Source organism: Tistrella mobilis (genome assembly GCF_041468085.1).
GTDB classification, from domain to species: domain Bacteria; phylum Pseudomonadota; class Alphaproteobacteria; order Tistrellales; family Tistrellaceae; genus Tistrella; species Tistrella mobilis_A.
The window spans coordinates 645,518-669,090 of sequence record NZ_CP121017.1; the positions used below are offsets into that span (position 1 = coordinate 645,518).

Sequence of the window (23,573 nt, forward strand, 5' to 3'; positions counted from 1 at the left end):
GAGCCATGGGTAAGGAAAAGTTCGAGCGCAGCAAGCCGCACGTGAACATCGGCACGATCGGTCACGTGGACCATGGCAAGACGACGCTGACGGCTGCGATCACGAAGGTTCTGGCCGAGACGGGCGGAGCGACCTATACGTCGTACGACTCGATCGACAAGGCTCCTGAAGAGAAGGAGCGCGGCATCACCATCAACACGGCGCATGTCGAGTACCAGACGGAAGCCCGTCACTATGCGCATGTTGATTGCCCCGGCCATGCCGACTACGTGAAGAACATGATCACGGGTGCGGCGCAGATGGACGGCGCGATCCTGGTCGTGTCGGCGGCGGACGGTCCGATGCCGCAGACCCGCGAGCATATCCTGCTTGCGCGTCAGGTCGGCGTTCCGGCGCTTGTCGTGTTCATGAACAAGGTCGACATGGTCGACGACGAGGAGCTGCTGGAGCTCGTCGAGATGGAAGTGCGGGAGCTGCTCGCCAGCTACGACTTCCCGGGCGACGACATTCCGGTGATCAAGGGCTCGGCTCTGGCTGCGATCGAGGGCACGAACCCGTCGATCGGCGCCGAGCGGATCCTTGAGCTGATGCGTGCGGTTGACGAGTACATCCCGACCCCGGATCGTCCGAAGGACCAGCCGTTCCTGATGCCGATCGAAGACGTGTTCTCGATCTCGGGCCGCGGCACGGTTGTGACCGGGCGTATCGAGCGCGGCGTGATCAAGGTCGGCGAGGAAGTGGCGATCGTGGGTCTGCGCGACACCACGAAGACCACGGTGACCGGCGTCGAGATGTTCCGCAAGCTGCTGGATCAGGGCGAGGCCGGTGACAATGTCGGCGTGCTGCTGCGCGGCACGAAGCGCGAGGACGTGGAGCGTGGTCAGGTGCTGGCGAAGCCGGGCACCATCACCCCGCACACCAAGTTCGCCGCCGAGGCGTATATCCTGACCAAGGAAGAGGGCGGCCGTCACACCCCCTTCTTCACCAACTATCGTCCGCAGTTCTACTTCCGGACCACGGACGTGACCGGTGTCATCACCCTGCCGGAAGGCACGGAGATGGTCATGCCGGGTGACAACGTGTCGGTCACCGTCGAGCTGATCTCGCCGATCGCCATGGACGAAGGCCTGCGCTTCGCGATCCGCGAAGGCGGCCGTACCGTCGGCGCCGGCGTCGTCGCCAAGGTGATGGCCTGATCGACGGACGACGGCAGCGGATGCGCCGGGCGGGTTGATCCCGCAGGGCGCATCCGCCGCCTGGTTTCCTGACGCCACGAGCGCCCGGCCGGTCCGCCCGGCGGGCCGGTCTCATGCAAGGACGCGCGGCGCTGCGGCACCCCGGACTCATCCGGCAGGTCGCACCGCCGAGGCCAAGGTAGAAGCCCATGATGGAAGGCCAGAACATTCGCATCCGCCTGAAGGCGTTCGATCATCGCGTGCTCGATCAGTCGACCCGCGAGATCGTGAACACCGCCAAGCGGACCGGCGCCAGCGTGCGGGGCCCGATCCCGCTGCCGACCGAGATCGAGCGCTTCACGGTGCTCCGTTCGCCGCACATCGACAAGAAGTCGCGCGAACAGTTCGAGATCCGGACGCACAAGCGCCTCCTCGACATTGTCGAGCCCACCCCGCAGACCGTCGACGCGCTGATGAAGCTCGACCTCGCGGCCGGCGTCGACGTCGAGATCAAGCTCTGAGGGGGTAACGCCAGATGCGTACTGGAGTCATCACCCGCAAGCTCGGGATGACCCGCATTTTCGATTCGGCCGGTATTCACATCCCCGTGACCGTGCTGAAGGTCGACAATGTGCAGGTCGTCGCCCACCGCACCGACGAGACCGACGGTTACACCGCGGTTCAGGTCGGCTACGGCGCGGCCAAGGTGAAGAACGTGTCGAAGGCCCAGCGCGGCCACTTCGCCAAGGCGAAGGTGGAGCCCAAGGCGAAGCTCGCGGAGTTCCGCGTGACCGCCGATGCGCTGCCTGAGATCGGAGCCGAGATCGGTGCCAACCACTTCGTCGTCGGCCAGTTCGTCGACGTCGTCGGCACCTCGATCGGTAAGGGTTTCGCCGGCGCCATGAAGCGCCACAACTTCGGCGGTCTTCGTGCCACCCACGGCGTGTCGGTCTCGCACCGCTCGCATGGTTCGACCGGTAACCGTCAGGATCCGGGCCGTACCTTCAAGGGCAAGAAGATGGCTGGCCACATGGGTGCCCGCCGCGTGACCGTGCAGAACCTGCGCGTGACCGTGGTCGATGCCGACCGTGGCCTGCTGCTCGTCGAGGGCGCCATCCCGGGTGCCGCCGGTTCGTACGTTCTTGTGCGCGACGCCGTGAAGAAGGCGCTGCCAGAGAGCGTGCCGTTCCCGGCCGGCCTCAAGGCGCAGGTGGCCGTGGCGGCCGCCGAGACCACGGAAGGCTGAGGGCCGAGCGATGGATGTGAAGGTCATTACCCTCGACAACGAGGATGCCGGCACGATCGCGCTGGCTGACGAGGTGTTCGGTCTCCCGGCCCGCGTCGACATCCTGCACCGGATGGTGCGCTACCAGCTCGCCAAGCGGCGCGCCGGTACGCACAAGGTGAAGACGATCTCCGAGATCGCCGGTTCGACCGCGAAGATCTACCGCCAGAAGGGCACGGGCCGCGCGCGGCACGGCGCCAAGCGGGCGAACATCTTCCGCGGCGGTGCCACGGTCCACGGTCCCGTGGTCCGCAGCCATGCCCATGATCTGCCCAAGAAGGTGCGTCGCCTGGCGCTGAAGACCGCGCTGTCGGTCAAGGCTCAGGGCGGCAAGCTGGTGGTGGTCGACGATCTGAAGGCCGACGACGCCAAGACCAAGGCGCTGGTGGCCCGTCTCGAGAAGGCCGGTCTCGGCCGCTCGACGCTGTTCATCGGCGGCACCGAGGTCGACCAGGGCTTCCGCCTCGCCGCCCGCAACCTGATCGGCATCGACGTTCTGCCGAGCCAGGGCGCCAATGTTTACGACATCCTGCGCCGCGACACCCTGGTGCTGTCGCGCGCCGCGGTCGAGAGCCTGGAGGCGCGGCTGAAATGAACCCGGAGCGGATGTACGACATCATCCTGAGCCCGGTCGTCACCGAAAAGTCGACGATGGGTTCGGAGAATGACCAGGTCACCTTCAAGGTGACGCTGGACGCGACCAAGCCCGAGATCAAACAGGCCGTCGAGAAGCTCTTCGGCGTGAAGGTCAAGGCGGTGAACACCCTGGTGCAGGCCGGCAAGACCAAGCGCTTCCGTGGCCGCCCCGGGCGTCGCTCGGACTTCAAGAAGGCGATCGTGACCCTGGCCGAAGGCCAGCAGATCGATCTGACGGCGGGGATCTGAACCGATGGCTTTGAAGGCATACAAGCCGACTTCGCCCGGCCGGCGTCAGCTGGTTCTGGTCGATCGCTCGGAGCTCTGGAAGGGCAAGCCGGTCAAGTCCCTGACCGAAGGCCTGACCAAGTCGGGTGGCCGCAACAACCTGGGCCGCGTGACCGCGTTCCAGGTGGGCGGCGGTCACAAGCGCCGCTATCGTCTGGTCGACTTCAAGCGCCGCAAGTGGGACGTGGAAGCCTCGGTCGTGCGCCTTGAGTACGATCCGAACCGCACCGCGTTCATCGCGCTGATCGAGTACACCGACGGCGAGCAGGCCTATATCCTGGCCCCGCAGCGCCTGAAGGCCGGCGACAAGGTCGTCGCCGGTGCGAAGGTCGACGTGCGGCCCGGCAATGCCATGCCGCTGTCGGCCATCCCGGTCGGCACGATCGTCCACAATGTCGAGCTGAAGCCCGGCAAGGGTGGTCAGATCGCGCGGTCGGCCGGCACCTATGTTCAGGTGGTCGGCAAGGACGGCAACTACGTCATGCTGCGCATGGCCTCCGGCGAGCAGCGTATGGTGCGCGCCGAATGCATGGCCACCATCGGTGCGGTGTCGAACCCCGACCACCAGAACGTCAGCCTGGGCAAGGCCGGCCGTTCGCGGTGGATGGGCCGTCGCCCGGTCGTCCGTGGTGTGGCGATGAACCCGGTCGATCACCCGCATGGCGGCGGTGAAGGCCGCACCTCGGGCGGTCGTCATCCGGTTACTCCGTGGGGCAAGCCGACCAAGGGCAAGCGCACCCGCAATAACAAGGCTACGGACAAGTTTATCGTCCGTCGCCGCAAGCCCTAAGGTCTGAAGGAGGACACCGTGCCCCGTTCGGTTTGGAAAGGCCCGTTTGTCGACGGGTACCTGCTGAAGAAGGCCGACGCGCTGCACACCTCCGGCCGCAAGGAGGTGATTCGCACCTGGTCGCGTCGTTCGACCATCCTGCCCCAGTTTGTGGGCTTGACCTTTGGGGTCTATAACGGGCACAAGTTCCTGCCCGTGCTTGTCTCCGAGGACATGGTCGGGCATAAGTTCGGCGAGTTCGCGCCCACCCGCACGTTCTACGGCCACGCCGCGGACAAGAAGGCCAAGAGGAAATAACCATGGGCAAGCCTAGTGCCGAGCGGCGGGTTGCCGAAAACGAGGCGCGCGCGGTTTCGACGATGCTGCGCGTGAGCCCGCGCAAGCTTAACACCGTCGCCGAGCTGATCCGTGGTCGGAGCGTCGAGTCGGCGCTGGCTGCGCTGACCTTCTCGCGCCGCCGGATCTCGAACGACGTGAAGAAGACCCTGCAGTCGGCGATCGCCAATGCGGAAAACAACCACGAGCTGGACGTCGACCGTCTGTTCGTGGCCGAGGCCTTTGTCGGCAAGGCGCTGGTCATGAAGCGGTTCAGCGCCCGCGCCCGTGGCCGTGTTGGTCGCGTGGAGAAGCCTTTCAGCCAGCTGACCGTGGTGGTCCGCGAGCGTGAGGAGCAGGACTAATGGGTCATAAGGTCAATCCCATCGGGCTCCGGCTCGGGATCATCCGTACCTGGGACAGCCGCTGGTACGCGGATGACAATTACGGCGACCTGCTTCAGGAAGACCTGCGCCTGCGCAAGTACCTGAAGGGCCGCCTGAAGAACGCCGGCGTGTCGGGCATCGTGATCGAGCGTGCTGCGCAGAAGGTGCGCATCACGCTGAACAGCGCGCGTCCCGGCGTGATCATCGGCAAGAAGGGCGCCGACATCGACAAGCTGAAGGCTGATGTCGGCAAGCTGGTCAAGGGCGAGGTTCATCTGAACATCGCCGAGGTCCGCAAGCCCGAACTCGACGCCACCCTGGTGGCCGAGAACATCGCCCAGCAGCTGGAGCGCCGCGTGGCGTTCCGTCGGGCGATGAAGCGTGCCGTGCAGTCGGCGATGCGCCTGGGTGCCGAAGGCATCCGCATCACCTGCAGCGGCCGTCTGGGCGGCGCCGAAATCGCCCGTACGGAATGGTACCGTGAAGGTCGCGTGCCGCTGCATACGCTGCGCGCCGACATCGACTATGGCCAGGCGACCGCCTTTACCACCTATGGCACCTGCGGTGTCAAGGTCTGGGTGTTCAAGGGCGAAGTGCTGAGCCGCGATCCGCTGGCAGCGGAAGCCGAGCGTCGTGAGACGCGGGCTTCGCGCTGATCCGGCGGCGATCAGCTTAGTGAGAAAGGCTGGAACTTATGCTGAGTCCGAAGCGGACGAAATATCGCAAGGCGCATAAGGGCCGCATCCACGGTGATGCCAAGGGTGGTACGGCGCTGAATTTCGGCGCCTACGGCCTGAAGGCGATGGAACCCGGCCGGTTGACGGCGCGGCAGATCGAGGCGACCCGTCGCGCGATCACCCGCCACATCCGCCGTGTCGGCCGCGTGTGGGTGCGTATCTTCCCGGACGTGCCGGTTTCGAAGAAGCCGGCCGAAGTGCGCATGGGTAAGGGCAAGGGCTCTCCGGAATTCTGGATGGCCCGCGTGAAGCCCGGTCGCGTGATGTTCGAACTGGATGGTGTCCCCGCCGATGTGGCCCGCGAGGCCTTCGAGCGTGGCGCCGCCAAGCTGCCGATCCGCACCCGCGTGATCCAGCGCATCGGTGTGGAGGGCTGAAGCCATGAAGGCTGAAGAACTGCGCGCGAAGTCGGCGACCGAGCTGAACACCATGCTGCTCCAGCTGAAGAAGGAGCAGTTCAACCTGCGCTTCCAGCAGGCCGGCGGCCAGCTCGAAAACACCGCGCGTGTGCGCGAGGTGCGGCGCGACATCGCCCGGATCAAGACCGTGATCGGCCAGTCGGCCGGCGCCGCGGCGAAGGAGTGATCAGATGCCCAAGCGTATCCTTCAGGGCGTCGTGGTGAGCGACAAGGGCGACAAGACGATCATCGTCAAGGTCGAACGTCGCTTCCAGCACCCGATCTACAAGAAGTTCATTCGCCGCAGCAAGAAGTATGCCGCGCATGATGAGGACAACCGGTTCAAGGCCGGCGACATCGTCCGCATCATTGAATCGGCTCCGATCTCCAAGCGCAAGCGCTGGACGGTCGTCGCTGACGGCGAATGAAGCCCGGCCCCTGCTGATTAAGGAACGGTCCCGTGATCCAGACCGAAACCAATCTGGAAGTGGCGGACAACAGCGGCGCCCGGCGTGTGATGTGCATCCGCGTTCTCGGCGGTTCGCGTCGCCGCGTCGCGCGTGTCGGCGACGTGATCGTCGTCTCCGTGAAGGAGGCGATTCCGCGTGGTAAGGTGAAGAAGGGCGACGTCCACCGTGCGGTGGTCGTTCGTACCGCCAAGGAGCTGCGTCGTCCGGACGGCACTGCCATCCGTTTCGACCGCAATGCCGCCGTGCTGATCAACAAGCATGGCGAGCCGATCGGTACCCGTATCTTCGGGCCGGTCACCCGCGAGCTCCGCGGCAAGAAGTTCATGAAGATCATCTCTCTGGCCCCCGAGGTCCTCTGATGGCAGCCAAGATCAAGAAAGGCGACAACGTCGTCGTTTTGACCGGGCGTGACAAGGGCAAGGCCGGGACGGTTGCGCAGGTTCTCCCCAAGGAGAACCGCGTCGTCGTTCAGGGCGTAAACCTCGTCAAGCGGCACACCGCTCCCAAGCCGGGCAATCCCGGCGGTATCGTGGAGAAGGAAGCGTCGCTGCACCTGTCGAACGTCGCGATCGCCGACCCCAAGGACGGCAAGCCGACCCGCGTCGGTTTTACCACGCTCGAAGATGGCCGTAAGGTGCGCGTCGCCAAGCGGTCCGGCGAGCAGATCGATCGTTGACGGCGGAGCAGCCCAAAATGGCACGCTTGTACGAGTACTACGTTAACGAGGTTCGCCCGCAGCTGCGCGAGCAGTTCAGCTATGCGAACGTCATGGAGATCCCCCGTCTCGAAAAGATCGTCCTGAATGTGGGCGTCGGCGAGGCGGTCGGTGATCAGAAGAAGATCAACGGCGTCGTGACCGATCTGGCCAAGATCACCGGCCAGAAGCCCGTCGTGACCCGCGCCTCGAAGTCGATCGCCGGCTTCAAGCTGCGCGAGGGCATGGCGATCGGCGTCAAGGTGACGCTGCGCCGCGACCGGATGTACGAGTTCCTGGATCGTCTCGTCACCATCGCTCTGCCGCGTGTCCGCGACTTCCGCGGGCTGAACGGCAAGTCGTTCGACGGGCGTGGCAACTATGCCATGGGCCTCAAAGAGCAGATCGTCTTCCCCGAGATCGAGTACGACAAGGTCGATACCGTCCGGGGCATGGACATCGTCTTCGCGACGACGGCCAAGACGGATGCCGAGGCGAAGGCGCTTCTTGCCGCCTTCAAGATGCCCTTCGTGAACTGAGCAACGGCAAGCGAGGCGATTATGGCCAAGACCAGTGCCGTCCAGAAGAACAAGCACCGCGAGCAGCTGGTGGCGCGTTTTGCGAACAAGCGCGCTGCCCTGAAGGCGGTGGTTGACGATCGTGAGCTGTCGCCCGAGGAGCGTTTCGCGGCGACCCTGAAGCTCGCCGCCCTCCCGCGCAACGGCTCGAAGACCCGCATCCGGAACCGGTGCGAGCTGACCGGCCGCCCCCGTGCGGTGTACCGCAAGCTGAAGCTGTGCCGTGTGGCGCTCCGCGACCTGGCGTCGCAGGGGCAGATCCCCGGCATGACGAAGTCGAGCTGGTAAGAGAGGAGGACCGGATATGTCCATGACCGATCCCCTCGGCGATATGATCACCCGTATCCGCAACGCTCAGCTGGCGCGCAAGTCGACGACTCTGTGCCCCGCCTCGAAGCTGCGCGGTTGGGTGCTCGACGTGCTGACCCGCGAGGGCTACATCCGTGGCTACGAGCGCAGCGAGTCGTCTGAAGGCAAGCCGGTGTTCGAGATCGCGCTGAAGTATGTGGACGGCGAGCCCGCCATCCGCGAAATCGGCCGCGTTTCCCGCCCCGGTCGCCGCGTCTATTCGTCGATCAAGGCGCTGCCGAAGCACTATAACGGCCTCGGCATCCAGATCCTCTCGACCCCCCGTGGCGTCATGTCCGACGCGGAGGCCCGCACCGCCAATGTCGGCGGTGAGGTTCTCTGCAAGGTGTTCTGAGGAGACGTCCCATGTCGCGTATCGGTAAGAATCCGGTTGCGGTGCCCCAGGGCGTCGAGGTGGCCGTCGACGGCAACACGGTCCGCGTGAAGGGCAAGCTCGGCGCGCTCGAGCGGACCCTGCCGTCGGACGTGAACGTCGCGCTCGAAGACGGCAAGGTCGTCGTCGCGCCGGCCAACGACGAACGCCGCGGCCGCGCCATGTGGGGCCTGTCCCGCACGCTCGTCGCCAATATGGTGAAGGGTGTGTCGGAAGGCTTCACCGTGAAGCTCGACATCAACGGCGTCGGTTACCGCGCCGCTGTTGACGGCAAGCTGCTGACCCTGCAGCTCGGCTACAGCCACGACATCAAGTACGCCGTTCCGGCGGACATCGAGATTAAGGCTGAGAAGCCGACCGCGCTTGCCATCTCTGGCATCGACAAGCAGCGCGTCGGTCAGATTGCCGCCGAGATCCGGTCCTTCCGGTCGCCTGAACCCTATAAGGGCAAGGGCGTCAAGTACGAGGGCGAGGTCATCGTCCGCAAGGAAGGCAAGAAGAAGTAAGGAGCCGCAGGGGCATGAACGCGAATTCGCTCTTCGAGCGGCGCAAGCGGCGTGTGCGTACGCAGCTGCGCAAGAAGTCGCACGGCCGTCCGCGGCTGAGCGTCTACCGCTCCAATCTGAACATCTACGCCCAGATCATCGACGATGTGCAGGGCGTGACCCTGGCTTCGGCCTCCACCCTCGACGGCGAGCTCAAGGGCCAGCTGAAGAATGGTGCAGGCATCGAAGCCGCCAAGGCGGTCGGCAAGCTGATCGCCTCGCGCGCTGCGGCAAGCGGCGTGACCGAGGTGGTGTTCGATCGCGGTGGCTACATCTATCATGGCCGCGTGAAGGCGCTGGCCGACGCCGCCCGCGAGGGCGGGCTGTCGTTCTGAGGGGGCCGAACGCATGGCACGCACGGAAAACGAGCGCAAGCCTCGCGAGGAAGATGGCGAGTTCATCGACAAGCTCGTCACCATCAATCGCGTCGCGAAGGTGGTGAAGGGCGGTCGCCGGTTCGGCTTTGCCGCGCTGGTGGTTGTCGGTGACGGTCGTGGCCGGGTCGGTTTCGGCCAGGGCAAGGCCCGCGAGGTCCCCGAGGCAATCCGCAAGGCCACCGAGAAGGCGAAGCGCGGCATGATCCGCGTTCCGCTTCGCGAGGGCCGCACGCTCCACCACGACATCGACGGGCATTTCGGTGCCGGCCGGATCCTGATGCGCGCTGCCCCTCCGGGCACCGGCATCATCGCCGGCGGCCCGATGCGCGCGGTGCTGGAGAGCCTGGGTGTCGCGGACGTCGTGGCGAAGAGCCACGGCACCTCGAACCCCTACAATCTCATCAAGGCGACGTTCGACGGCCTGAAGGCCGTTCAGTCGCCGCGTGAGGTTGCCCGCCGCCGCGGCCGCAAGGTCAGCGACATCATCGGGCGCCGCGACGGCCAGGCCGCCGCTGCTGCCGCGGGCAAGGAGTGAGATCCATGTCCGAGGCGAAGAAGCAGGTGAAGGTGACCCAGATCGGCAGCCCGATCGGTCGTCCCGACTACCAGCGCCAGACGCTGATCGGTCTGGGCCTCAACAAGCGGCATCGCAGCCGGGTGCTCGAGGATACCCCCTCGGTGCGCGGCATGATCGCCAAGGTGGCCCATCTCGTGGTGGTGGAGGAGGTGGCCTGAGGGGATGACCCCGGGCCTCCTTCCCCAGACACACGATTTCAAGGAACAGCCGTGTCATGAAGCTCAACGAGCTCAGGGACAATCCCGGCGCGACCAAGGACCGCAAGCGCATCGGTCGCGGCCCCGGCTCCGGCACCGGCAAGACTGCCGGCAAGGGCCACAAGGGTGCGAAGGCGCGCAGCGGCGTGGCGATCAAGGGCTTCGAGGGCGGTCAGATGCCGCTGCATCGTCGCCTTCCGCGTCGTGGTTTCACGAATGCGCCCTTCCGTAACGATTTCGTCCATGTCAATCTGGGTCGCATCCAGAAGGCGATCGATGCCGGCAAGCTCGGCACCGAGATCACCGAAGCGGCCCTGATCGAGGCGGGTCTCGTGCGTCGCGTCCGCGACGGCGTGCGTCTCCTCGCCAAGGGTGAGATCACCTCGGCCGTCACCATCCACGTCACCGGCGCCTCCGAGGCGGCTGTGGCGGCGGTGGAGAAGGCCGGCGGCAAGGTCGAGCTGCCGGCGGCGCCGGCGGCCGACGAGGCCCAGGCCTGATCCAGGCCGGGGCTTGCGTCGAGCAGGCTTGACGGGTGACCGTCCGCCGGTCCTGACCGGGGGATGGTTGCCCGCGCTCGCATTCCCGGACCGCGGCATCCGCGGCCCTGGAATGCAAGCGGCCCGGACGACGTGACGGACCACTCGACGACCTGTGTGTCCGCGTGCGGGGGACGACCCCGACCGCGACATTCCTGATCCCCATCTTCAAGCCGGGAGCGCATCCGCGATGGCGTCCTCCGCCGACCAACTTGCGGGCAGCCTGAATTTCGCGGCCTTCGGCAAGGCCACGGAACTGAAGAAGCGGCTCTGGTTCACCCTGGGCGCGCTGCTGGTCTATCGCCTGGGCACTTACATCCCGGTACCGGGGATCAATCCCGCCGTGCTGGCCGAGGTGTTCAATCAGAACGCCGGCGGCATTCTCGGCATGTTCAACGTCTTCGCCGGCGGCGCGCTCGGTCGCATGACCATCTTCGCGCTCACCGTGATGCCCTACATCTCGGCCTCGATCATCGTGCAGCTGCTGACCGCGGTTCTGCCGAGCTTCGCGGCCTTGAAGAAGGAGGGCGAGAGCGGGCGCAAGCTGCTGAACCAGTACACCCGCTACGGCACGGTGGCCCTGGCGATCGTGCAGGCCTACGGCATCTCGGTCGGCCTTGAGGGGCTTCAGGCCGGCGGCATGTCCGCCGTGGCCGACCCCGGCGCCTATTTCCGTGCGGCGACCGTGATCACCCTGGTCGGCGGCACGATGTTCCTGATGTGGCTGGGCGAGCAGATCACCGCCCGTGGCGTCGGCAACGGCATCTCGCTGATCATCTTCACCGGCATCGTCGCCGAGCTGCCGGGCGCACTGGCCCGGATGCTGGAGCTGGGCCGGACCGGTGCGCTGTCGACCGGCTTCATCCTGATGCTGCTGATCATGGCCATCGCCGTGATCACCTTCATCGTGTTCATGGAGCGGGCCCAGCGGCGGATCGTGGTGCAGTACCCGAAGCGCCAGGTCGGCAACCGGATCTATGGCGGCGAGAGCTCGCATCTGCCGCTGAAGCTCAACACCGCCGGCGTGATTCCGCCGATCTTCGCCAGCTCGATCCTGCTGCTGCCGACCACCATCGCCAGCTTCAACGCCACCGGCGGCGGCCCGGAATGGCTGACCTGGCTCACGGCCAATCTGGCCCATGGCCAGCCGCTCTATCTGGCGCTCTATGTCGGCGCGATCCTGTTCTTCTGCTTCTTCTACACCGCCATCGTCTTCAACCCGGAAGAAACGGCCGACAACCTGCGCAAGCATGGCGGCTTCATTCCGGGCATCCGGCCGGGCAAGAACACCGCAGATTACCTCGATCACGTCCTCACCCGTCTGACCGTGATCGGTGCGGCCTATATCGCAGCGGTCTGCGCGCTCCCCGAAATTCTGATCAGTGAGTACTCGGTCCCGTTCTATTTCGGCGGCACCAGCCTGCTGATCGTGGTCAACGTCACCATCGACACCGTGGCCCAGATCCAGTCCCACCTGCTGGCACACCAGTATGAAGGGCTGATCAAGAAGGCCCGACTCAAAGGACGGCGGTCGTGATCCTGATCCTCCTCGGACCTCCCGGTGCCGGCAAGGGCACCCAGTCGCAGCGTCTGGTCGACGCCTACGGCATCGTGCAGCTGTCCACCGGCGACATGCTCCGCGCCGAAGTGAAGTCGGGCAGTGCGCTCGGCAACCGCGTCAAGGCGATCATGGATGCCGGCCAGCTGGTGCCGGACCAGGCGATCATCGACATGATCGCCGGCCGTATCGGCCAGGACGATTGCCGCAACGGCTTCATCCTCGACGGCTTCCCGCGCACCGTGGCCCAGGCCGAGGCGCTGGACGGGATGCTCGCCTCTCAGGGGCTGAAGCTCGACCATGTGATCGAGATGAAGGTCGATGACGGTGCGCTGGTCGAGCGCATCACCGGCCGTTTCGCCTGCGCAAAATGCGGCGCCGGCTATCATGACAGTTTCCAGAAGCCCAAGGTCGAGGGCGTCTGCGACGTGTGCGGGTCGACTGAGTTCACCCGCCGTAAGGACGACAATGCCGAGACGGTGAAGAGCCGGCTCGAGGCGTATCACGCCCAGACCGCGCCGCTGCTGCCCTATTACGAAGCGAAGGGGCTGCTGCGGACGGTGGACGGCATGGCAGACATCGATGACGTGACCCTGGCGCTGAAGGCCATTTTGGACGCCGGATCCTGACATCAGAGTGTTGACTTGAGCGACGGTCATCCTATAATCGCGCCCCTCCGCGCCGAGTGGGCGCGTGCGGGCGCAGACCGTCGGTCGACGAAGGAGAATCAAGCGTGGCGCGTATTGCAGGTGTGAATATCCCGACCGCGAAGCGGGTCGAGATCGCGCTGACCTACATTCACGGCATCGGCCGGGCGAAGTCGCAGGAGATCTGCGGCAAGGTCGGAATCCCCGCCGAGCGGCGTGTGAACGAGCTGTCGGATGCCGAAGTCATCCGCATCCGTGAAGTGATCGACAGCGACTATACGGTCGAGGGTGACCTCCGCCGCGAAGTCGCGATGAACATCAAGCGCCTGATGGACCTCGGCTGCTATCGCGGCCTGCGCCATCGTCGTGGCCTGCCGGTGCGCGGCCAGCGCACCCACACCAATGCGCGGACCCGCAAGGGCCCGGCGAAGCCGATTGCGGGCAAGAAGAAGTAAGGACGCACCATGGCTAAGGATACGGGTGCGCGTCTGCGCCGCCGCGACCGGAAGAACATCACCTCCGGTGTCGCGCACGTGAACGCGAGCTTCAACAACACCATGATCACCATCACCGACGTTCAGGGGAACACCATCTCCTGGTCGTCGTCGGGGACCATGGGCTTCAAGGGCTCGCGCAAGTCGACCCCCTACGCGGCGCAGGTCGCTGCCGAAGACGCCGGCCGCAAGGCCGCCGAACACGGCATGCGCACCCTCGACGTCGAGGTGAAGGGCCCGGGTTCGGGCCGCGAGTCGGCTCTGCGCGCCCTTCAGGCGGCCGGCTTCGCGATCACGTCCATCCGCGACGTGACCCCCATCCCGCACAACGGCTGCCGCCCGCCCAAGCGGCGCCGCGTCTGACGTCCAGGACCGCACGCGCCCCCGCCGGTCGGACGCGCCAGCCCCGATGAGCGGGGTGCGCACCGGCCGGCGTAAGCCTGTCTGGTTCCGCGTCACCGGCACGGCGGGTGCCATATGCCCGCCGTATCACCGCAACGCCGGATCCCCGCAACGACCGGCATCCACTTGCGGCGCGAGCAACGAGAGGTCGTTCACGTGATCCATAAGAATTGGCAGGACCTGATTAAGCCGAACAAGCTCGAGATCGAGCCCGGCGCCAATCCGTCCCGTCAGGCGACCGTGGTTGCCGAGCCGCTTGAGCGCGGCTTCGGCATGACGCTCGGCAATGCCCTCCGCCGGGTGCTGCTGTCGTCGCTCCAGGGCGCCGCTGTGACCGCCATCAAGATCGACGGCGTTCTGCATGAGTTCTCGTCCGTCCCCGGCGTGCGCGAGGACGTGACCGACATCGTGCTGAACGTGAAGACCATGGCGCTGACCATGCATGCCGATGGCCCCAAGCGCATGGCGCTGAAGGCGACCGGCCCCTGCGAGGTGAAGGCGTCGATGATCCAGACCGGGCCCGATATCGGGATCCTGGATCCGGATCTGGTGCTCTGCACCCTCGACGAGGGCGCGGTGCTGAACATGGAATTCGTCGTCAACACGGGTAAGGGCTACGTCCCGGCCTCGGCCAACCGGCCCGAGGACGCGCCGATCGGTCTGATCCCCGTCGACGCCCTGTTCAGCCCGATCAAGAAGGTGTCGTACAAGGTCGAGAACAGCCGCGTCGGTTCCTACACCGACTACGACCGTCTCTCGCTCTATGTCGAGACCAACGGCGCCATCACGCCGGAAGACTCGATCGCGCTGGCCGCGCGCATCCTGCAGGACCAGTTCCAGCTCTTCATCAACTTCGAAGAGCCGGAAATGCCGACGGAGCGCGAGGAGCAGGACGAACTGCCGTTCAACCCCAACCTCCTCCGCAAGGTCGAGGAGCTGGAGCTGTCGGTGCGTTCGGCGAATTGCCTGAAGAACGACAACATCGTCTACATCGGCGACCTGGTCCAGAAGACCGAGGCCGAGATGCTCCGGACGCCGAATTTTGGTCGCAAGTCGCTGAACGAGATCAAGGAGGTTCTGTCCTCCATGGGTCTCAAGCTCGGCATGCAGATCAGCAACTGGCCGCCGGAGAACATCGAAGAGCTGGCGAAGAAGCTCGAAGAGCCGTACTGAGCCTCTTCGGGCGCCCTCGCGGCACCGGACGACATCCCAGGGGGCGGGTAGTGCCTGCGCACGTCCGCCCCGTCCAGAACAGCATCACGGCCCGGAGACCGGGCCCCGCACGGCGGATGGCCCCCGCATGCGGATGATGCCCAGGCAGGAGTACCCCTCATGCGTCATGGCATGAACCAGCGCAAGCTGAACCGCACCACCGCCCACCGCAAGGCGATGCTCGCGAACATGGCGGTCGCGCTGCTGAAGCACGAGCAGATCAAGACCACGCTGCCGAAGGCGAAGGAACTGCGCCCGGTGGTGGAGCGTCTGATCACCCTCGGCAAGCGCGGCGACCTTCACGCCCGCCGTCAGGCCGCGTCGCGCCTGCCCGACGGCGTGATCGTGCAGAAGCTGTTCGGCGAGCTGGCCGAGCGCTACCAGGCCCGCGCCGGCGGTTACACCCGGGTGCTGAAGGCCGGCTTCCGCTATGGCGATGCGGCCCCGATGGCGATCATCGAGCTGGTCGACCGCAACCTCGCCGCCAAGGGTCAGGATTCGGGCCCGAAGCAGGTTGCCGAGGACGACGCCGAGGATTGATCCGGGCGGCGGTGCCGGCATCGGCATCGCGATGGGACCTTGAGAACGGGCGGTGCGCCGAAAGGTGCATCGCCCGTTCTGCGTTTGGAGCATGTTACGTCGGGCAGGTGGACGGCTCTGGTCACTTGTGGTCCGGGCCGCGGGCACTATGCTGTCGGACCTGGACGAGACAACCGGGCGGGAATGAGAGTGATGAACCGACTGCCTGAACGGGGTGCAGACCTGGCCGCGGCGATCCGCGGCGGCCTGCGGTCGAGGATGCTGGCGCTGGTGCTGGCCCTGGCAGCATTGCAGGTGCCGCCGGCGGTGGCGGCGGATACCGAACGCCGGGTGCCTGAAAGCCGCACCGAGATGCAGCTGTCCTTCGCCCCCGTGGTGCGCCAGGCGGCGCCGGCGGTGGTGAACATCTACACCCGCCGTACGGTGGTGGTGCAGCAGCGATCCCCCTTCTTCGACGACCCGTTCTTCCGCCGCTTCTTCGGCGACCGGATGGGCATCGGCAGACCGTCGGAGCGGGTGCAGAACGCGCTCGGATCGGGCGTGATCGTCGACGGCCGTGGCTATATCGTCACCAACAATCATGTGATCGACGGCGCCGATCAGATCACCGTGGTGCTGAACGACCGGCGTGAATTCGCCGCCGAAGTGGTGCGGCTGGACCCGCAGACCGATCTGGCCGTGCTGAAGATCGATACCGAAGGCCAGACCCTGCCGGCGCTGAGCTTCGGCGACAGCGACTCGATCGAGGTCGGCGATCTTGTGCTGGCGATCGGCAATCCCTTCGGCGTCGGGCAGACGGTGACCAGCGGCATCGTCTCGGCACTGGCCCGCACCATGGTCGGTGTGTCGGACTTCCAGTCCTTCATCCAGACCGATGCCGCGATCAACCCCGGCAATTCGGGCGGCGCGCTGGTGACGGTGAACGGCGAGCTGATCGGCGTCAACACCGCGATCTTCAGCCGCTCGGGCGGATCCAACGGCATCGGCTTCGCGATCCCCGCCACATTGGTGAAGACGGTGGTCCAGGCGGCGATCGAGGGCCGGCCCGTGGCCCGCGCCTGGCTGGGCGCCCGCGGCCAGCCGGTGACGCAGGACATCGCCGAAAGTCTCGGCATGCCGCGCCCGACCGGCGTGCTGGTGAGCGATGTGCATTCCGACGGCCCCGCCAGTGGCGTGTTGAGGCGCGGCGACGTGATCCTTGAGATCGGCGGCAAGCCGGTCGACGATCCGCGCGCCCTGCGCTTCCGCCTGGCGGCTGCCGGCATCGGCGGCGAGACCGCGATCACCATCTGGCGCGAGGGCCGCCGTCAGACCGTGTCGCTGCCGCTGATCGCCGCGCCCGAAACCGTGGCCCGTGACGAGCGGGAAATTTCCGGCAGCAACCCGCTTGCCGGCGCCCGGATCGCCAACCTCTCGCCGGCTCTGGCCGAGGAGCTGGGGCTTGACGGCTTCGAAGAGGGGGTGATCGTGGTCGACATCACGCGGAATTCCGCCGCGGCGTCGATCGGGCTCAAGCCCGGCGACATGGTCCTGGCGGTGAACGGCCGGCGCATGGCCCGCACCGCGGATGTCGAGACGACGCTGAAGCAGATGCAGGGCCAGCGCCGCTGGCAGCTGACCTTGCGCCGCGAGGGCCGCGAACTCACCTTGGATCTGATGGGCTGACCGGCCGTCATCCCGCCCCCACCTCTCCGGAGCCCGCCCGACCCCTATGGCCACGCTGTTCGATGCCGCCGCCCCGCGCCCGCTCGCCGACCGGCTCCGCCCGGGCCGGATCGGTGAGATCGTGGGCCAGGACCATCTGTTCGGCCCCGACGGGCCGGTGACGCGGATGGTTCAGGCGAAGCGGCTGGCCTCGCTGATCCTGTGGGGGCCGCCGGGGACCGGCAAGACCACGCTGGCGCGGCTGCTGGCCGAGGCGACGGGCATGCGTTTTGCCGCACTCTCGGCCGTGTTCTCCACCGTCGCCGATCTGCGCAAGGCCTTCGCCGAGGCGGCGGCCTTGCGCGATACCGGCCGGCAGACCCTGCTGTTCGTGGACGAGATCCACCGCTTCAACCGTGCGCAGCAGGACAGTTTCCTGCCCTATGTCGAGGACGGCACGGTCACGCTGATCGGCGCCACGACCGAAAACCCGTCTTTCGAGCTGAACGGCGCACTTCTGTCGCGGACCCAGGTGCTGGTACTGAGGCGCCTGGACGAAGCGGCGCTGGGCGAACTGTTGATCCGCGCCGAGGCGGCAGAGGGCCGGCCGCTGCCGGTGGATGACGAGGCGCGCGCGGTGCTGGTGGGCATGGCCGATGGAGATGGCCGCTTCCTGCTGAACCTGGCCGATACGCTCTATGCCCTGCCCGAGGGCGAGCGGCTGGACACGGTGCGGCTGGGGCAGCTGCTGCAAAGACGGCTGCCGCTCTACGACAAGGCCCAGGAAGGCCATTACAACCTGATCAGCGCGCTGCACAAATCGCTGCGTGGCTCCGACGTGGATGCGGCACTCTACTGGTTCGCGCGCATGCTGGATGGCGGTGAGGATCCGCTTTATGTCGTCCGCCGGCTGATCCGCTTCGCGGTCGAGGATATCGGCATGGCCGATCCGCGGGCGGTCGAACAGGCACTGGCCGCCCAGCGCGCCTACGAGACCCTGGGCAGCCCCGAAGGCGAACTCGCCATCGCCCAGGCCGTCGTCTATCTTGCGACCGCGCCCAAGTCGAACGGGGTCTATATGGCCTATAAGACCGCGCGCCGGCTCGCCAAGGAAACCGGCTCGCTGATGCCGCCGATGCACATTCTGAACGCGCCGACGAAACTGATGAAGCAGCTGGGCTATGGCCATGGCTATGACTACGACCATGACGCGCCCGATGCGTTTTCGGGCCGCGACTACTGGCCCGAGGGCATGGGCGCGCGGGTGATCTATGAACCCCGGCCGCGCGGCTTCGAGCGTGACATCGCCAAACGGCTGGAATATTGGTCGAAGTTGAGAGCCGAGCGTCAGGCGGAGATGCGCGCTGCCGCCCGCAGATCCAGGGACAAAGAGGGAGAGGCATGACCGCATTCGCACCGGCGACGCTGGCGGTGATCGCCATCGGCGGGGCCGCGGGGGCGTTGGCCCGTCACGGCGTCAACACCTGGAGTGCGGCAGCCTTCGGCCTGGGCTTTCCCTGGGGCACGGTGATCGTGAACATCCTGGGCTCGTTCCTGATGGGCGTGATCGCAGGTGCCGCCGCCCATGGACTGCCGATGTTCCCCCATGCCCGCACCCTGATCGCCACCGGATTTCTGGGCGCGTTCACCACCTTTTCCACCTTCTCGCTGGATGCGGTCTCTCTCTGGCAACGCGGGGAGACCACGGCCGCGGCGCTTTACGTGCTGGGGTCGGTGGTGGCGGGCGCGCTCGCCCTGCTGGCCGGGCTTGCGAGCGTCAGGATGATCGCCGGATGAGTGCCGATCCGCTGCATATGGAAGTCGCACCCGACGAGGACGGCCAGCGGCTGGACCGCTGGCTGCGCCGGCATCTGCCGGCGCTGAGCTTCGGCGAGGCCCAGCGCTGGGCCCGCACCGGCCAGGTGCGGATCGACGGCAAGCGTGCCAAGGCCGATCAGCGGCTGGCGGCCGGCGCCGTGATCCGCCTGCCGCCGCTGGCCCTGCCGATGCTGGAGGCGAAGGCCGAGGGCCGGCCGGGCGCCCGCCAGACCACGGCCGAGGAGGCGGAATTCCTGCGCAGTCGCGTGCTGCTGGAAACCCCCGACCTGATCCTGATCGACAAGCCGTCGGGGCTGGCGGTGCAGGGCGGCAGCGGCACCGACCGGCATCTGGACGGCATGCTGGACGCCCTGAAGCACCATCCCGACGACGAGCGGCCGCGGCTGGTCCACCGGCTGGATCGCGATACCTCGGGCGTGCTGGCGCTGGCGCGCAACGCCCGGGCCGCCGCCTGGGCGGCCCGGGCCTTCCGCGAACGCACCACGACCAAGATCTATTGGGCGGTGACGCTGGGCGTGCCACGGCCGGCGCGGGGCGTGATCGACCTGCCGCTGGCCAAGCGTCAGGTGGAACGCGGCGGCGAACGCATGGTGGCGGTGGACGAGGGCGATGGCCAGACGGCGATCACCGAATACGAGGTGCTGGCCGTGGACGGCCCCTGCGCCCTGGTGGCGTTGAAGCCGCTGACCGGCCGCACCCATCAGATCCGCGCCCATCTGGCGGCGATCGGCACGCCGATCGTGGGCGATCTGAAATATGGCGGCCAGGCCGTGGATCTGAGGGGCGAGGGTCTGCCGCGGCGGCTGCATCTGCATGCCCGGCGCCTGACACTGGACGGGCCGGACGGGCGGCGGATTTCGGTCCGGGCCGCACTTCCGCCCCATATGGCACAGAGTTTCGACCGGCTGGGCTTCGATCCGGAGATGGATGCATGACGATGGGGGCGGACGGTATCGGACTGGTGGTGTTCGATTGCGACGGCACGCTGGTCGACAGCGCCGGGCATATCGCCGACACCATGGCGGATTGTTTCGTCGCCGCCGGTATCGCGGCCCCGACACCGGCCGAGGTGGCGCGGATCATCGGCCTGTCGCTGCCGATCGCGATCGGCCGGCTGCTGCCGCATCTGGACGATGTCGCCTGCCATGATCTGGCCGAGGGCTATCGCGACGCCTATCGCCGCCGGCTGGCGGCCGGGCTGATGGGCGACGAGCGGCTGTTCGACGGCGTGGAGGCGGCGCTGAAGCGGCTGGACGGGGCGGGCTATGTGCTTGGCATGGCGACCGGCAAGTCGATCCGCGGCGTGGAGCGCACGGTCGCCCGTTTCGGCTTCGAGCGGCTGTTCGTGACCATACAGACGGCCGATACCCATCCGAGCAAGCCGCATCCGGCGATGATGCTGGCGGCGATGGACGAAACCGGGGCCGATCCGGCACGCAGCGTGCTGATCGGCGATACCAGCTACGACATGGAAATGGCGCGGGCGGCGGGTGCCAGAGCGATCGGGGTGGCCTGGGGCTGCCACGACCGCCGGGATCTGCTGGATGCGGGAGCCGATCTGGTGGTGACGGCGGCGGCCGAGCTGGATGCCGCGATTGCGACCGTGATCGGGGCGCCGCCGGCGCCGGAACGGAGGATCGGGGCATGAGCGACGCCGTCACGCGCCGCAAGCGTTTCTACAAGGCGGTCGAGGCCGCACCATCGGCAGGGGAGGGGGCCGCTGGCGGCGGCTGGACCGTGCTGCTCGACGGTCGCGGCCTGCGCACGCCGGCCAAGGCGCCGCTGGCCGTGCCCTGCCGGGCGCTGGCGCAGCTGATCGCGGATGAATGGGCGGCACAGGAGACCCATATCGCGCCCGAGACCATGCCGGCGACGAAGCTCGCCAATGTGGTGATCGACCGGGTGGTGCCGCACCGGGCGCAGATCGCGGCGGAACTCGCGGGCTATATCGGCACGGATCTGGTGTGCTACCGCGCCGACAACCCCAAGGAACTGGCAGCCATTCAGGCCCGGCACTGGGATCCCCTGGTCGATTGGGCCCGCACCCGCTATGACATACATCTGGTGACCACCACCGGCCTTCTGGCCGTGGATCAGCCACCCGCGACGGTGGAACGGCTGAGCCGCGCGATCGAGGCCGCCGATCCCTGGCGGCTGGCGGTGCTCCACGGGGCCGTGACCACCGCCGGATCGGTGGTGATCGGCCTGGCGCTGGCGGAAGCATGGATCGATGCGTCGGCGGCATATGATGCCGCCTTCGCCGACGAACATTTCCAGATCACCCGCTGGGGGGAGGATTCCGAACAGGCCGAGCGTCTGGCGCTGCTGCGCCGGGATCTTGATGATCTGGCGAGGATCCGCGACGCACTCAACGCGGGGTAGCGTCGGTATAATTCCGCAGCCGCAGATGGCCGTTGCGCAAAGTTGCGCAACCCTGCGTGCGATTTTGCACACCTTTCGCATATGCGGCAAGAATTTGCCAAAGCCTTGCCGCAAAAGCCCTGTTCACGGCAAAGGGTGTGGCGCGGCCCGGTTCGTCATGCTATCAGCACAGGCGAACAAGGAAACGCCGTGTAGGGCGTTTTGCGTGCCGCATCCGGTCCGGGGGGGCCGTCGGCGGACGGTGCCCTACCATTCGAGGATGAAGAAGACCGGAGATGCAGGCGATACTCGAAGAGCTTGAGAAGCGTCGTCAGGCTGCCCGGATGGGTGGTGGCGAGCGCCGTATCGACGCCCAGCACGCCAAGGGCAAGCTGACCGCCCGCGAGCGCATCGAACTGCTGCTCGATGCGGGGTCGTTCGAAGAATACGACATGTTCGTCGAACACCGCTGCACCGAATTCGGGATGGAAGGCACCAAGATCCCGGGCGACGGCGTCGTCACCGGCCGCGGCACGATCAACGGCCGCCTGGTCTTCGTGTTCAGCCAGGACTTCACCGTGTTCGGCGGCGCATTGTCGGAAGCGCATGCAGAAAAGATCTGCAAGATCATGGATCAGGCGGTCCAGGTCGGCGCGCCGGTCATCGGCCTCAACGATTCGGGCGGCGCCCGCATCCAGGAGGGCGTGGCCTCGCTCGCAGGCTATGCCGACGTGTTCCTGCGCAATGTCGAAGCCTCGGGCGTGGTGCCGCAGATCTCGATGATCATGGGCCCCTGCGCCGGCGGTGCGGTGTATTCACCGGCGATGACCGACTTCATCTTCATGGTGAAGGACACGTCCTACATGTTCGTGACGGGTCCTGACGTCGTGAAGACCGTGACCCACGAGGTGGTGACGGCCGAGGAGCTGGGTGGTGCGGTGACGCATACCACGAAGTCTTCGGTTGCCGACGTCGCCTTCGAGAACGATGTCGACGCGCTGCTGCAGCTGCGCCGCTTCTTCGACTTCCTGCCGCTGTCGAACCGCGAGCCGGCGCCGCTGCGCGAGACGCACGACCCGGTCGCGCGTCAGGAGCCGTCGCTCGATACCCTGGTCCCGCCGAACCCGAACAAGCCCTACGACATGAAGGAGCTGATCGAGAAGGTGGTCGACGAGGGCGACTTCTTCGAGATCCAGCCCGAATTCGCGAAGAACATCCTGGTCGGCTTCGCGCGCATGGACGGCCAGACCGTCGGCATCGTCGCCAATCAGCCGATGGTGCTGGCCGGCTGCCTGGACATCGACAGCTCGCGCAAGGCCGCCCGTTTCGTGCGCTTCTGCGACTGCTTCAACATTCCGATCGTCACCTTCGTGGACGTGCCGGGCTTCCTGCCGGGCACCAGCCAGGAATTCGGCGGCATCATCAAGCACGGCGCCAAGCTGCTCTATGCCTATGCCGAGGCGACGGTGCCGAAAGTCACGGTCATCACCCGCAAGGCCTATGGCGGCGCCTATGACGTGATGAGCTCCAAGCATCTGCGTGGCGACGTGAACTATGCCTGGCCCTCGGCCGAGATCGCGGTCATGGGCCCCAAGGGCGCGGTGGAGATCATCTTCCGCCAGGATATCGGCGACGCGGAGAAGATCGCGGCGCGGACCGAGGAATATCGCGGCCGCTTCGCCAACCCCTTCGTCGCGGCCTCCCGCGGCTTCATCGACGACGTGATCCGTCCGCACAACACCCGCGCCCGCATCTGCGGCGCGCTGGACATGCTGCGGAACAAGCGCCGCGAGAAGCCGTGGAAGAAGCACGGCAACATTCCGCTGTGACCGGGCAGCCGTGAGCGGGCCGGAGCAGGAGACGGATCTGGTGAAGGCGGCGCATGCACGACGCGCGCGGCGCCTGACCGGCTTCTATCTCCACGGCTTCGGCTTCGCGGCGGCGAACGGCCTGATCGCCCTGCTGACGCAGCTGCTGAAGATCGACGACCCCGAAGGTCGGATCGGCTTCGCGCTCGCGATCTGGGCAGGTGCGGTGGTCCTCCACGGCCTCTGGGCCTACGGCGTGCTGTCGTGGGGCCGGGGGCGGAGGGGGACCGGCGCCGAACCGCCGCAACCGCCGTCATCCTCTTCCTGATTTCCAGTCGA

At 66.7% G+C, this 23,573-nt stretch carries 36 protein-coding genes; all 36 read left to right on the forward strand.

The window, feature by feature from the left end:
* Nucleotides 1-5 precede the first annotated feature (5 nt).
* The 36 genes from tuf (at nucleotide 6) to P7L68_RS08865 (ending at nucleotide 23,562) form a co-directional block, all read left to right on the forward strand.
* Nucleotides 6-1,196 (forward strand): elongation factor Tu, encoded by a 1,191-nt coding sequence (gene tuf, locus P7L68_RS08690; protein ID WP_372004221.1) that lies wholly within the window; start codon nucleotides 6-8, stop codon nucleotides 1,194-1,196.
* A 191-nt stretch (nucleotides 1,197-1,387) separates the two neighbouring features.
* Nucleotides 1,388-1,696 (forward strand): 30S ribosomal protein S10, encoded by a 309-nt coding sequence (gene rpsJ, locus P7L68_RS08695; protein ID WP_041606294.1) that lies wholly within the window; start codon nucleotides 1,388-1,390, stop codon nucleotides 1,694-1,696.
* A 14-nt stretch (nucleotides 1,697-1,710) separates the two neighbouring features.
* Nucleotides 1,711-2,421, forward strand: a complete 711-nt coding sequence (gene rplC, locus P7L68_RS08700; RefSeq protein ID WP_372004223.1) for a 50S ribosomal protein L3 — start codon at nucleotides 1,711-1,713, stop codon at nucleotides 2,419-2,421.
* A gap of 10 nt (nucleotides 2,422-2,431) precedes the next feature.
* The gene (gene rplD / locus P7L68_RS08705; RefSeq protein WP_372004224.1) at nucleotides 2,432-3,055 is read left to right on the forward strand and encodes a 50S ribosomal protein L4; all 624 of its coding nucleotides are present in this window, start codon (nucleotides 2,432-2,434) and stop codon (nucleotides 3,053-3,055) included.
* Nucleotides 3,052-3,345, forward strand: a complete 294-nt coding sequence (locus P7L68_RS08710; protein WP_014746145.1) for a 50S ribosomal protein L23 — start codon at nucleotides 3,052-3,054, stop codon at nucleotides 3,343-3,345. The genes rplD and P7L68_RS08710 overlap by 4 nt, the downstream gene beginning before the upstream one ends.
* Nucleotides 3,346-3,349: 4 nt before the next feature.
* Complete coding sequence (rplB, locus tag P7L68_RS08715) at nucleotides 3,350-4,174, forward strand: 50S ribosomal protein L2 (protein WP_372004226.1); 825 nt, start codon at nucleotides 3,350-3,352, stop codon at nucleotides 4,172-4,174.
* An 18-nt stretch (nucleotides 4,175-4,192) separates the two neighbouring features.
* Entirely contained in the window at nucleotides 4,193-4,471 is a 279-nt protein-coding gene (gene rpsS / locus P7L68_RS08720; RefSeq protein ID WP_014746143.1) for a 30S ribosomal protein S19, read from the forward strand.
* A gap of 2 nt (nucleotides 4,472-4,473) precedes the next feature.
* Nucleotides 4,474-4,854, forward strand: a complete 381-nt coding sequence (gene rplV, locus P7L68_RS08725) for a 50S ribosomal protein L22 (RefSeq protein WP_014746142.1) — start codon at nucleotides 4,474-4,476, stop codon at nucleotides 4,852-4,854.
* Entirely contained in the window at nucleotides 4,854-5,531 is a 678-nt protein-coding gene (gene rpsC / locus P7L68_RS08730; RefSeq protein ID WP_014746141.1) for a 30S ribosomal protein S3, read from the forward strand. Before rplV ends, rpsC begins: the two co-directional genes overlap by 1 nt.
* 38 nt (nucleotides 5,532-5,569) lie before the next feature.
* Complete coding sequence (gene rplP / locus P7L68_RS08735; protein WP_372004229.1) at nucleotides 5,570-5,989, forward strand: 50S ribosomal protein L16; 420 nt, start codon at nucleotides 5,570-5,572, stop codon at nucleotides 5,987-5,989.
* Nucleotides 5,990-5,993: 4 nt separating this feature from the next.
* A complete protein-coding gene (gene rpmC, locus P7L68_RS08740; RefSeq protein WP_014746139.1) occupies nucleotides 5,994-6,197 on the forward strand; it encodes a 50S ribosomal protein L29 in 204 nt (67 codons plus the stop codon).
* A gap of 4 nt (nucleotides 6,198-6,201) precedes the next feature.
* The gene (gene rpsQ, locus P7L68_RS08745) at nucleotides 6,202-6,438 is read left to right on the forward strand and encodes a 30S ribosomal protein S17 (RefSeq protein WP_014746138.1); all 237 of its coding nucleotides are present in this window, start codon (nucleotides 6,202-6,204) and stop codon (nucleotides 6,436-6,438) included.
* 32 nt (nucleotides 6,439-6,470) lie between these two features.
* Nucleotides 6,471-6,839 carry a 50S ribosomal protein L14 gene (rplN, locus tag P7L68_RS08750; protein WP_014746137.1) on the forward strand — a complete coding sequence of 123 codons (369 nt, stop codon included), beginning with the start codon at nucleotides 6,471-6,473 and terminating at the stop codon, nucleotides 6,837-6,839.
* Nucleotides 6,836-7,156: a 50S ribosomal protein L24 gene (rplX, locus tag P7L68_RS08755; protein ID WP_228382325.1), complete on the forward strand. Its 321-nt coding sequence runs from the start codon at nucleotides 6,836-6,838 to the stop codon at nucleotides 7,154-7,156. Before rplN ends, rplX begins: the two co-directional genes overlap by 4 nt.
* Nucleotides 7,157-7,173: 17 nt before the next feature.
* Nucleotides 7,174-7,713, forward strand: a complete 540-nt coding sequence (gene rplE, locus P7L68_RS08760) for a 50S ribosomal protein L5 (protein ID WP_372004231.1) — start codon at nucleotides 7,174-7,176, stop codon at nucleotides 7,711-7,713.
* Between the two features lie 21 nt (nucleotides 7,714-7,734).
* A complete protein-coding gene (gene rpsN, locus P7L68_RS08765) occupies nucleotides 7,735-8,040 on the forward strand; it encodes a 30S ribosomal protein S14 (RefSeq protein WP_296714401.1) in 306 nt (101 codons plus the stop codon).
* A 16-nt stretch (nucleotides 8,041-8,056) separates the two neighbouring features.
* A complete protein-coding gene (rpsH, locus tag P7L68_RS08770; protein ID WP_014746133.1) occupies nucleotides 8,057-8,455 on the forward strand; it encodes a 30S ribosomal protein S8 in 399 nt (132 codons plus the stop codon).
* A gap of 11 nt (nucleotides 8,456-8,466) precedes the next feature.
* A complete protein-coding gene (gene rplF / locus P7L68_RS08775) occupies nucleotides 8,467-9,000 on the forward strand; it encodes a 50S ribosomal protein L6 (protein ID WP_372004234.1) in 534 nt (177 codons plus the stop codon).
* A gap of 14 nt (nucleotides 9,001-9,014) precedes the next feature.
* Nucleotides 9,015-9,374, forward strand: a complete 360-nt coding sequence (gene rplR / locus P7L68_RS08780; RefSeq protein ID WP_062762260.1) for a 50S ribosomal protein L18 — start codon at nucleotides 9,015-9,017, stop codon at nucleotides 9,372-9,374.
* 13 nt (nucleotides 9,375-9,387) lie between these two features.
* Nucleotides 9,388-9,951, forward strand: coding sequence for a 30S ribosomal protein S5 (gene rpsE, locus P7L68_RS08785; RefSeq protein ID WP_014746130.1), 564 nt, complete (start codon nucleotides 9,388-9,390; stop codon nucleotides 9,949-9,951).
* Between the two features lie 5 nt (nucleotides 9,952-9,956).
* On the forward strand, nucleotides 9,957-10,151 hold the full coding sequence (gene rpmD, locus P7L68_RS08790) for a 50S ribosomal protein L30 (protein ID WP_014746129.1): 195 nt from the start codon (nucleotides 9,957-9,959) through the stop codon (nucleotides 10,149-10,151).
* A 56-nt stretch (nucleotides 10,152-10,207) separates the two neighbouring features.
* Nucleotides 10,208-10,690 (forward strand): 50S ribosomal protein L15, encoded by a 483-nt coding sequence (gene rplO, locus P7L68_RS08795; RefSeq protein ID WP_372004237.1) that lies wholly within the window; start codon nucleotides 10,208-10,210, stop codon nucleotides 10,688-10,690.
* Nucleotides 10,691-10,919: 229 nt separating this feature from the next.
* A complete protein-coding gene (gene secY / locus P7L68_RS08800; RefSeq protein WP_372004239.1) occupies nucleotides 10,920-12,266 on the forward strand; it encodes a preprotein translocase subunit SecY in 1,347 nt (448 codons plus the stop codon).
* Complete coding sequence (locus P7L68_RS08805) at nucleotides 12,263-12,916, forward strand: adenylate kinase (RefSeq protein WP_372004241.1); 654 nt, start codon at nucleotides 12,263-12,265, stop codon at nucleotides 12,914-12,916. The genes secY and P7L68_RS08805 overlap by 4 nt, the downstream gene beginning before the upstream one ends.
* Nucleotides 12,917-13,020: 104 nt before the next feature.
* Entirely contained in the window at nucleotides 13,021-13,389 is a 369-nt protein-coding gene (gene rpsM / locus P7L68_RS08810) for a 30S ribosomal protein S13 (RefSeq protein WP_062762257.1), read from the forward strand.
* A gap of 9 nt (nucleotides 13,390-13,398) precedes the next feature.
* Nucleotides 13,399-13,791 (forward strand): 30S ribosomal protein S11, encoded by a 393-nt coding sequence (gene rpsK, locus P7L68_RS08815; protein ID WP_014746124.1) that lies wholly within the window; start codon nucleotides 13,399-13,401, stop codon nucleotides 13,789-13,791.
* Nucleotides 13,792-13,986: 195 nt separating this feature from the next.
* Entirely contained in the window at nucleotides 13,987-15,003 is a 1,017-nt protein-coding gene (locus tag P7L68_RS08820) for a DNA-directed RNA polymerase subunit alpha (protein ID WP_372004244.1), read from the forward strand.
* 159 nt (nucleotides 15,004-15,162) lie between these two features.
* A complete protein-coding gene (gene rplQ, locus P7L68_RS08825; protein WP_062767756.1) occupies nucleotides 15,163-15,582 on the forward strand; it encodes a 50S ribosomal protein L17 in 420 nt (139 codons plus the stop codon).
* Between the two features lie 192 nt (nucleotides 15,583-15,774).
* Nucleotides 15,775-17,247: a DegQ family serine endoprotease gene (locus P7L68_RS08830; RefSeq protein WP_372004246.1), complete on the forward strand. Its 1,473-nt coding sequence runs from the start codon at nucleotides 15,775-15,777 to the stop codon at nucleotides 17,245-17,247.
* Between the two features lie 46 nt (nucleotides 17,248-17,293).
* Nucleotides 17,294-18,631 carry a replication-associated recombination protein A gene (locus P7L68_RS08835; protein ID WP_372004247.1) on the forward strand — a complete coding sequence of 446 codons (1,338 nt, stop codon included), beginning with the start codon at nucleotides 17,294-17,296 and terminating at the stop codon, nucleotides 18,629-18,631.
* Nucleotides 18,628-19,023, forward strand: coding sequence for a fluoride efflux transporter CrcB (gene crcB / locus P7L68_RS08840; protein ID WP_372004249.1), 396 nt, complete (start codon nucleotides 18,628-18,630; stop codon nucleotides 19,021-19,023). Before P7L68_RS08835 ends, crcB begins: the two co-directional genes overlap by 4 nt.
* Nucleotides 19,020-20,000, forward strand: a complete 981-nt coding sequence (locus P7L68_RS08845) for an RluA family pseudouridine synthase (protein WP_372004251.1) — start codon at nucleotides 19,020-19,022, stop codon at nucleotides 19,998-20,000. Before crcB ends, P7L68_RS08845 begins: the two co-directional genes overlap by 4 nt.
* Nucleotides 19,997-20,713 (forward strand): HAD-IA family hydrolase, encoded by a 717-nt coding sequence (locus P7L68_RS08850; RefSeq protein ID WP_372004253.1) that lies wholly within the window; start codon nucleotides 19,997-19,999, stop codon nucleotides 20,711-20,713. The genes P7L68_RS08845 and P7L68_RS08850 overlap by 4 nt, the downstream gene beginning before the upstream one ends.
* Complete coding sequence (locus P7L68_RS08855; protein ID WP_372004255.1) at nucleotides 20,710-21,447, forward strand: ATP12 family chaperone protein; 738 nt, start codon at nucleotides 20,710-20,712, stop codon at nucleotides 21,445-21,447. Before P7L68_RS08850 ends, P7L68_RS08855 begins: the two co-directional genes overlap by 4 nt.
* Nucleotides 21,448-21,722: 275 nt before the next feature.
* The gene (locus P7L68_RS08860) at nucleotides 21,723-23,255 is read left to right on the forward strand and encodes an acyl-CoA carboxylase subunit beta (protein ID WP_372004257.1); all 1,533 of its coding nucleotides are present in this window, start codon (nucleotides 21,723-21,725) and stop codon (nucleotides 23,253-23,255) included.
* Between the two features lie 40 nt (nucleotides 23,256-23,295).
* Nucleotides 23,296-23,562, forward strand: coding sequence for a hypothetical protein (locus P7L68_RS08865; RefSeq protein ID WP_372004258.1), 267 nt, complete (start codon nucleotides 23,296-23,298; stop codon nucleotides 23,560-23,562).
* Nucleotides 23,563-23,573: the final 11 nt, after the last annotated feature.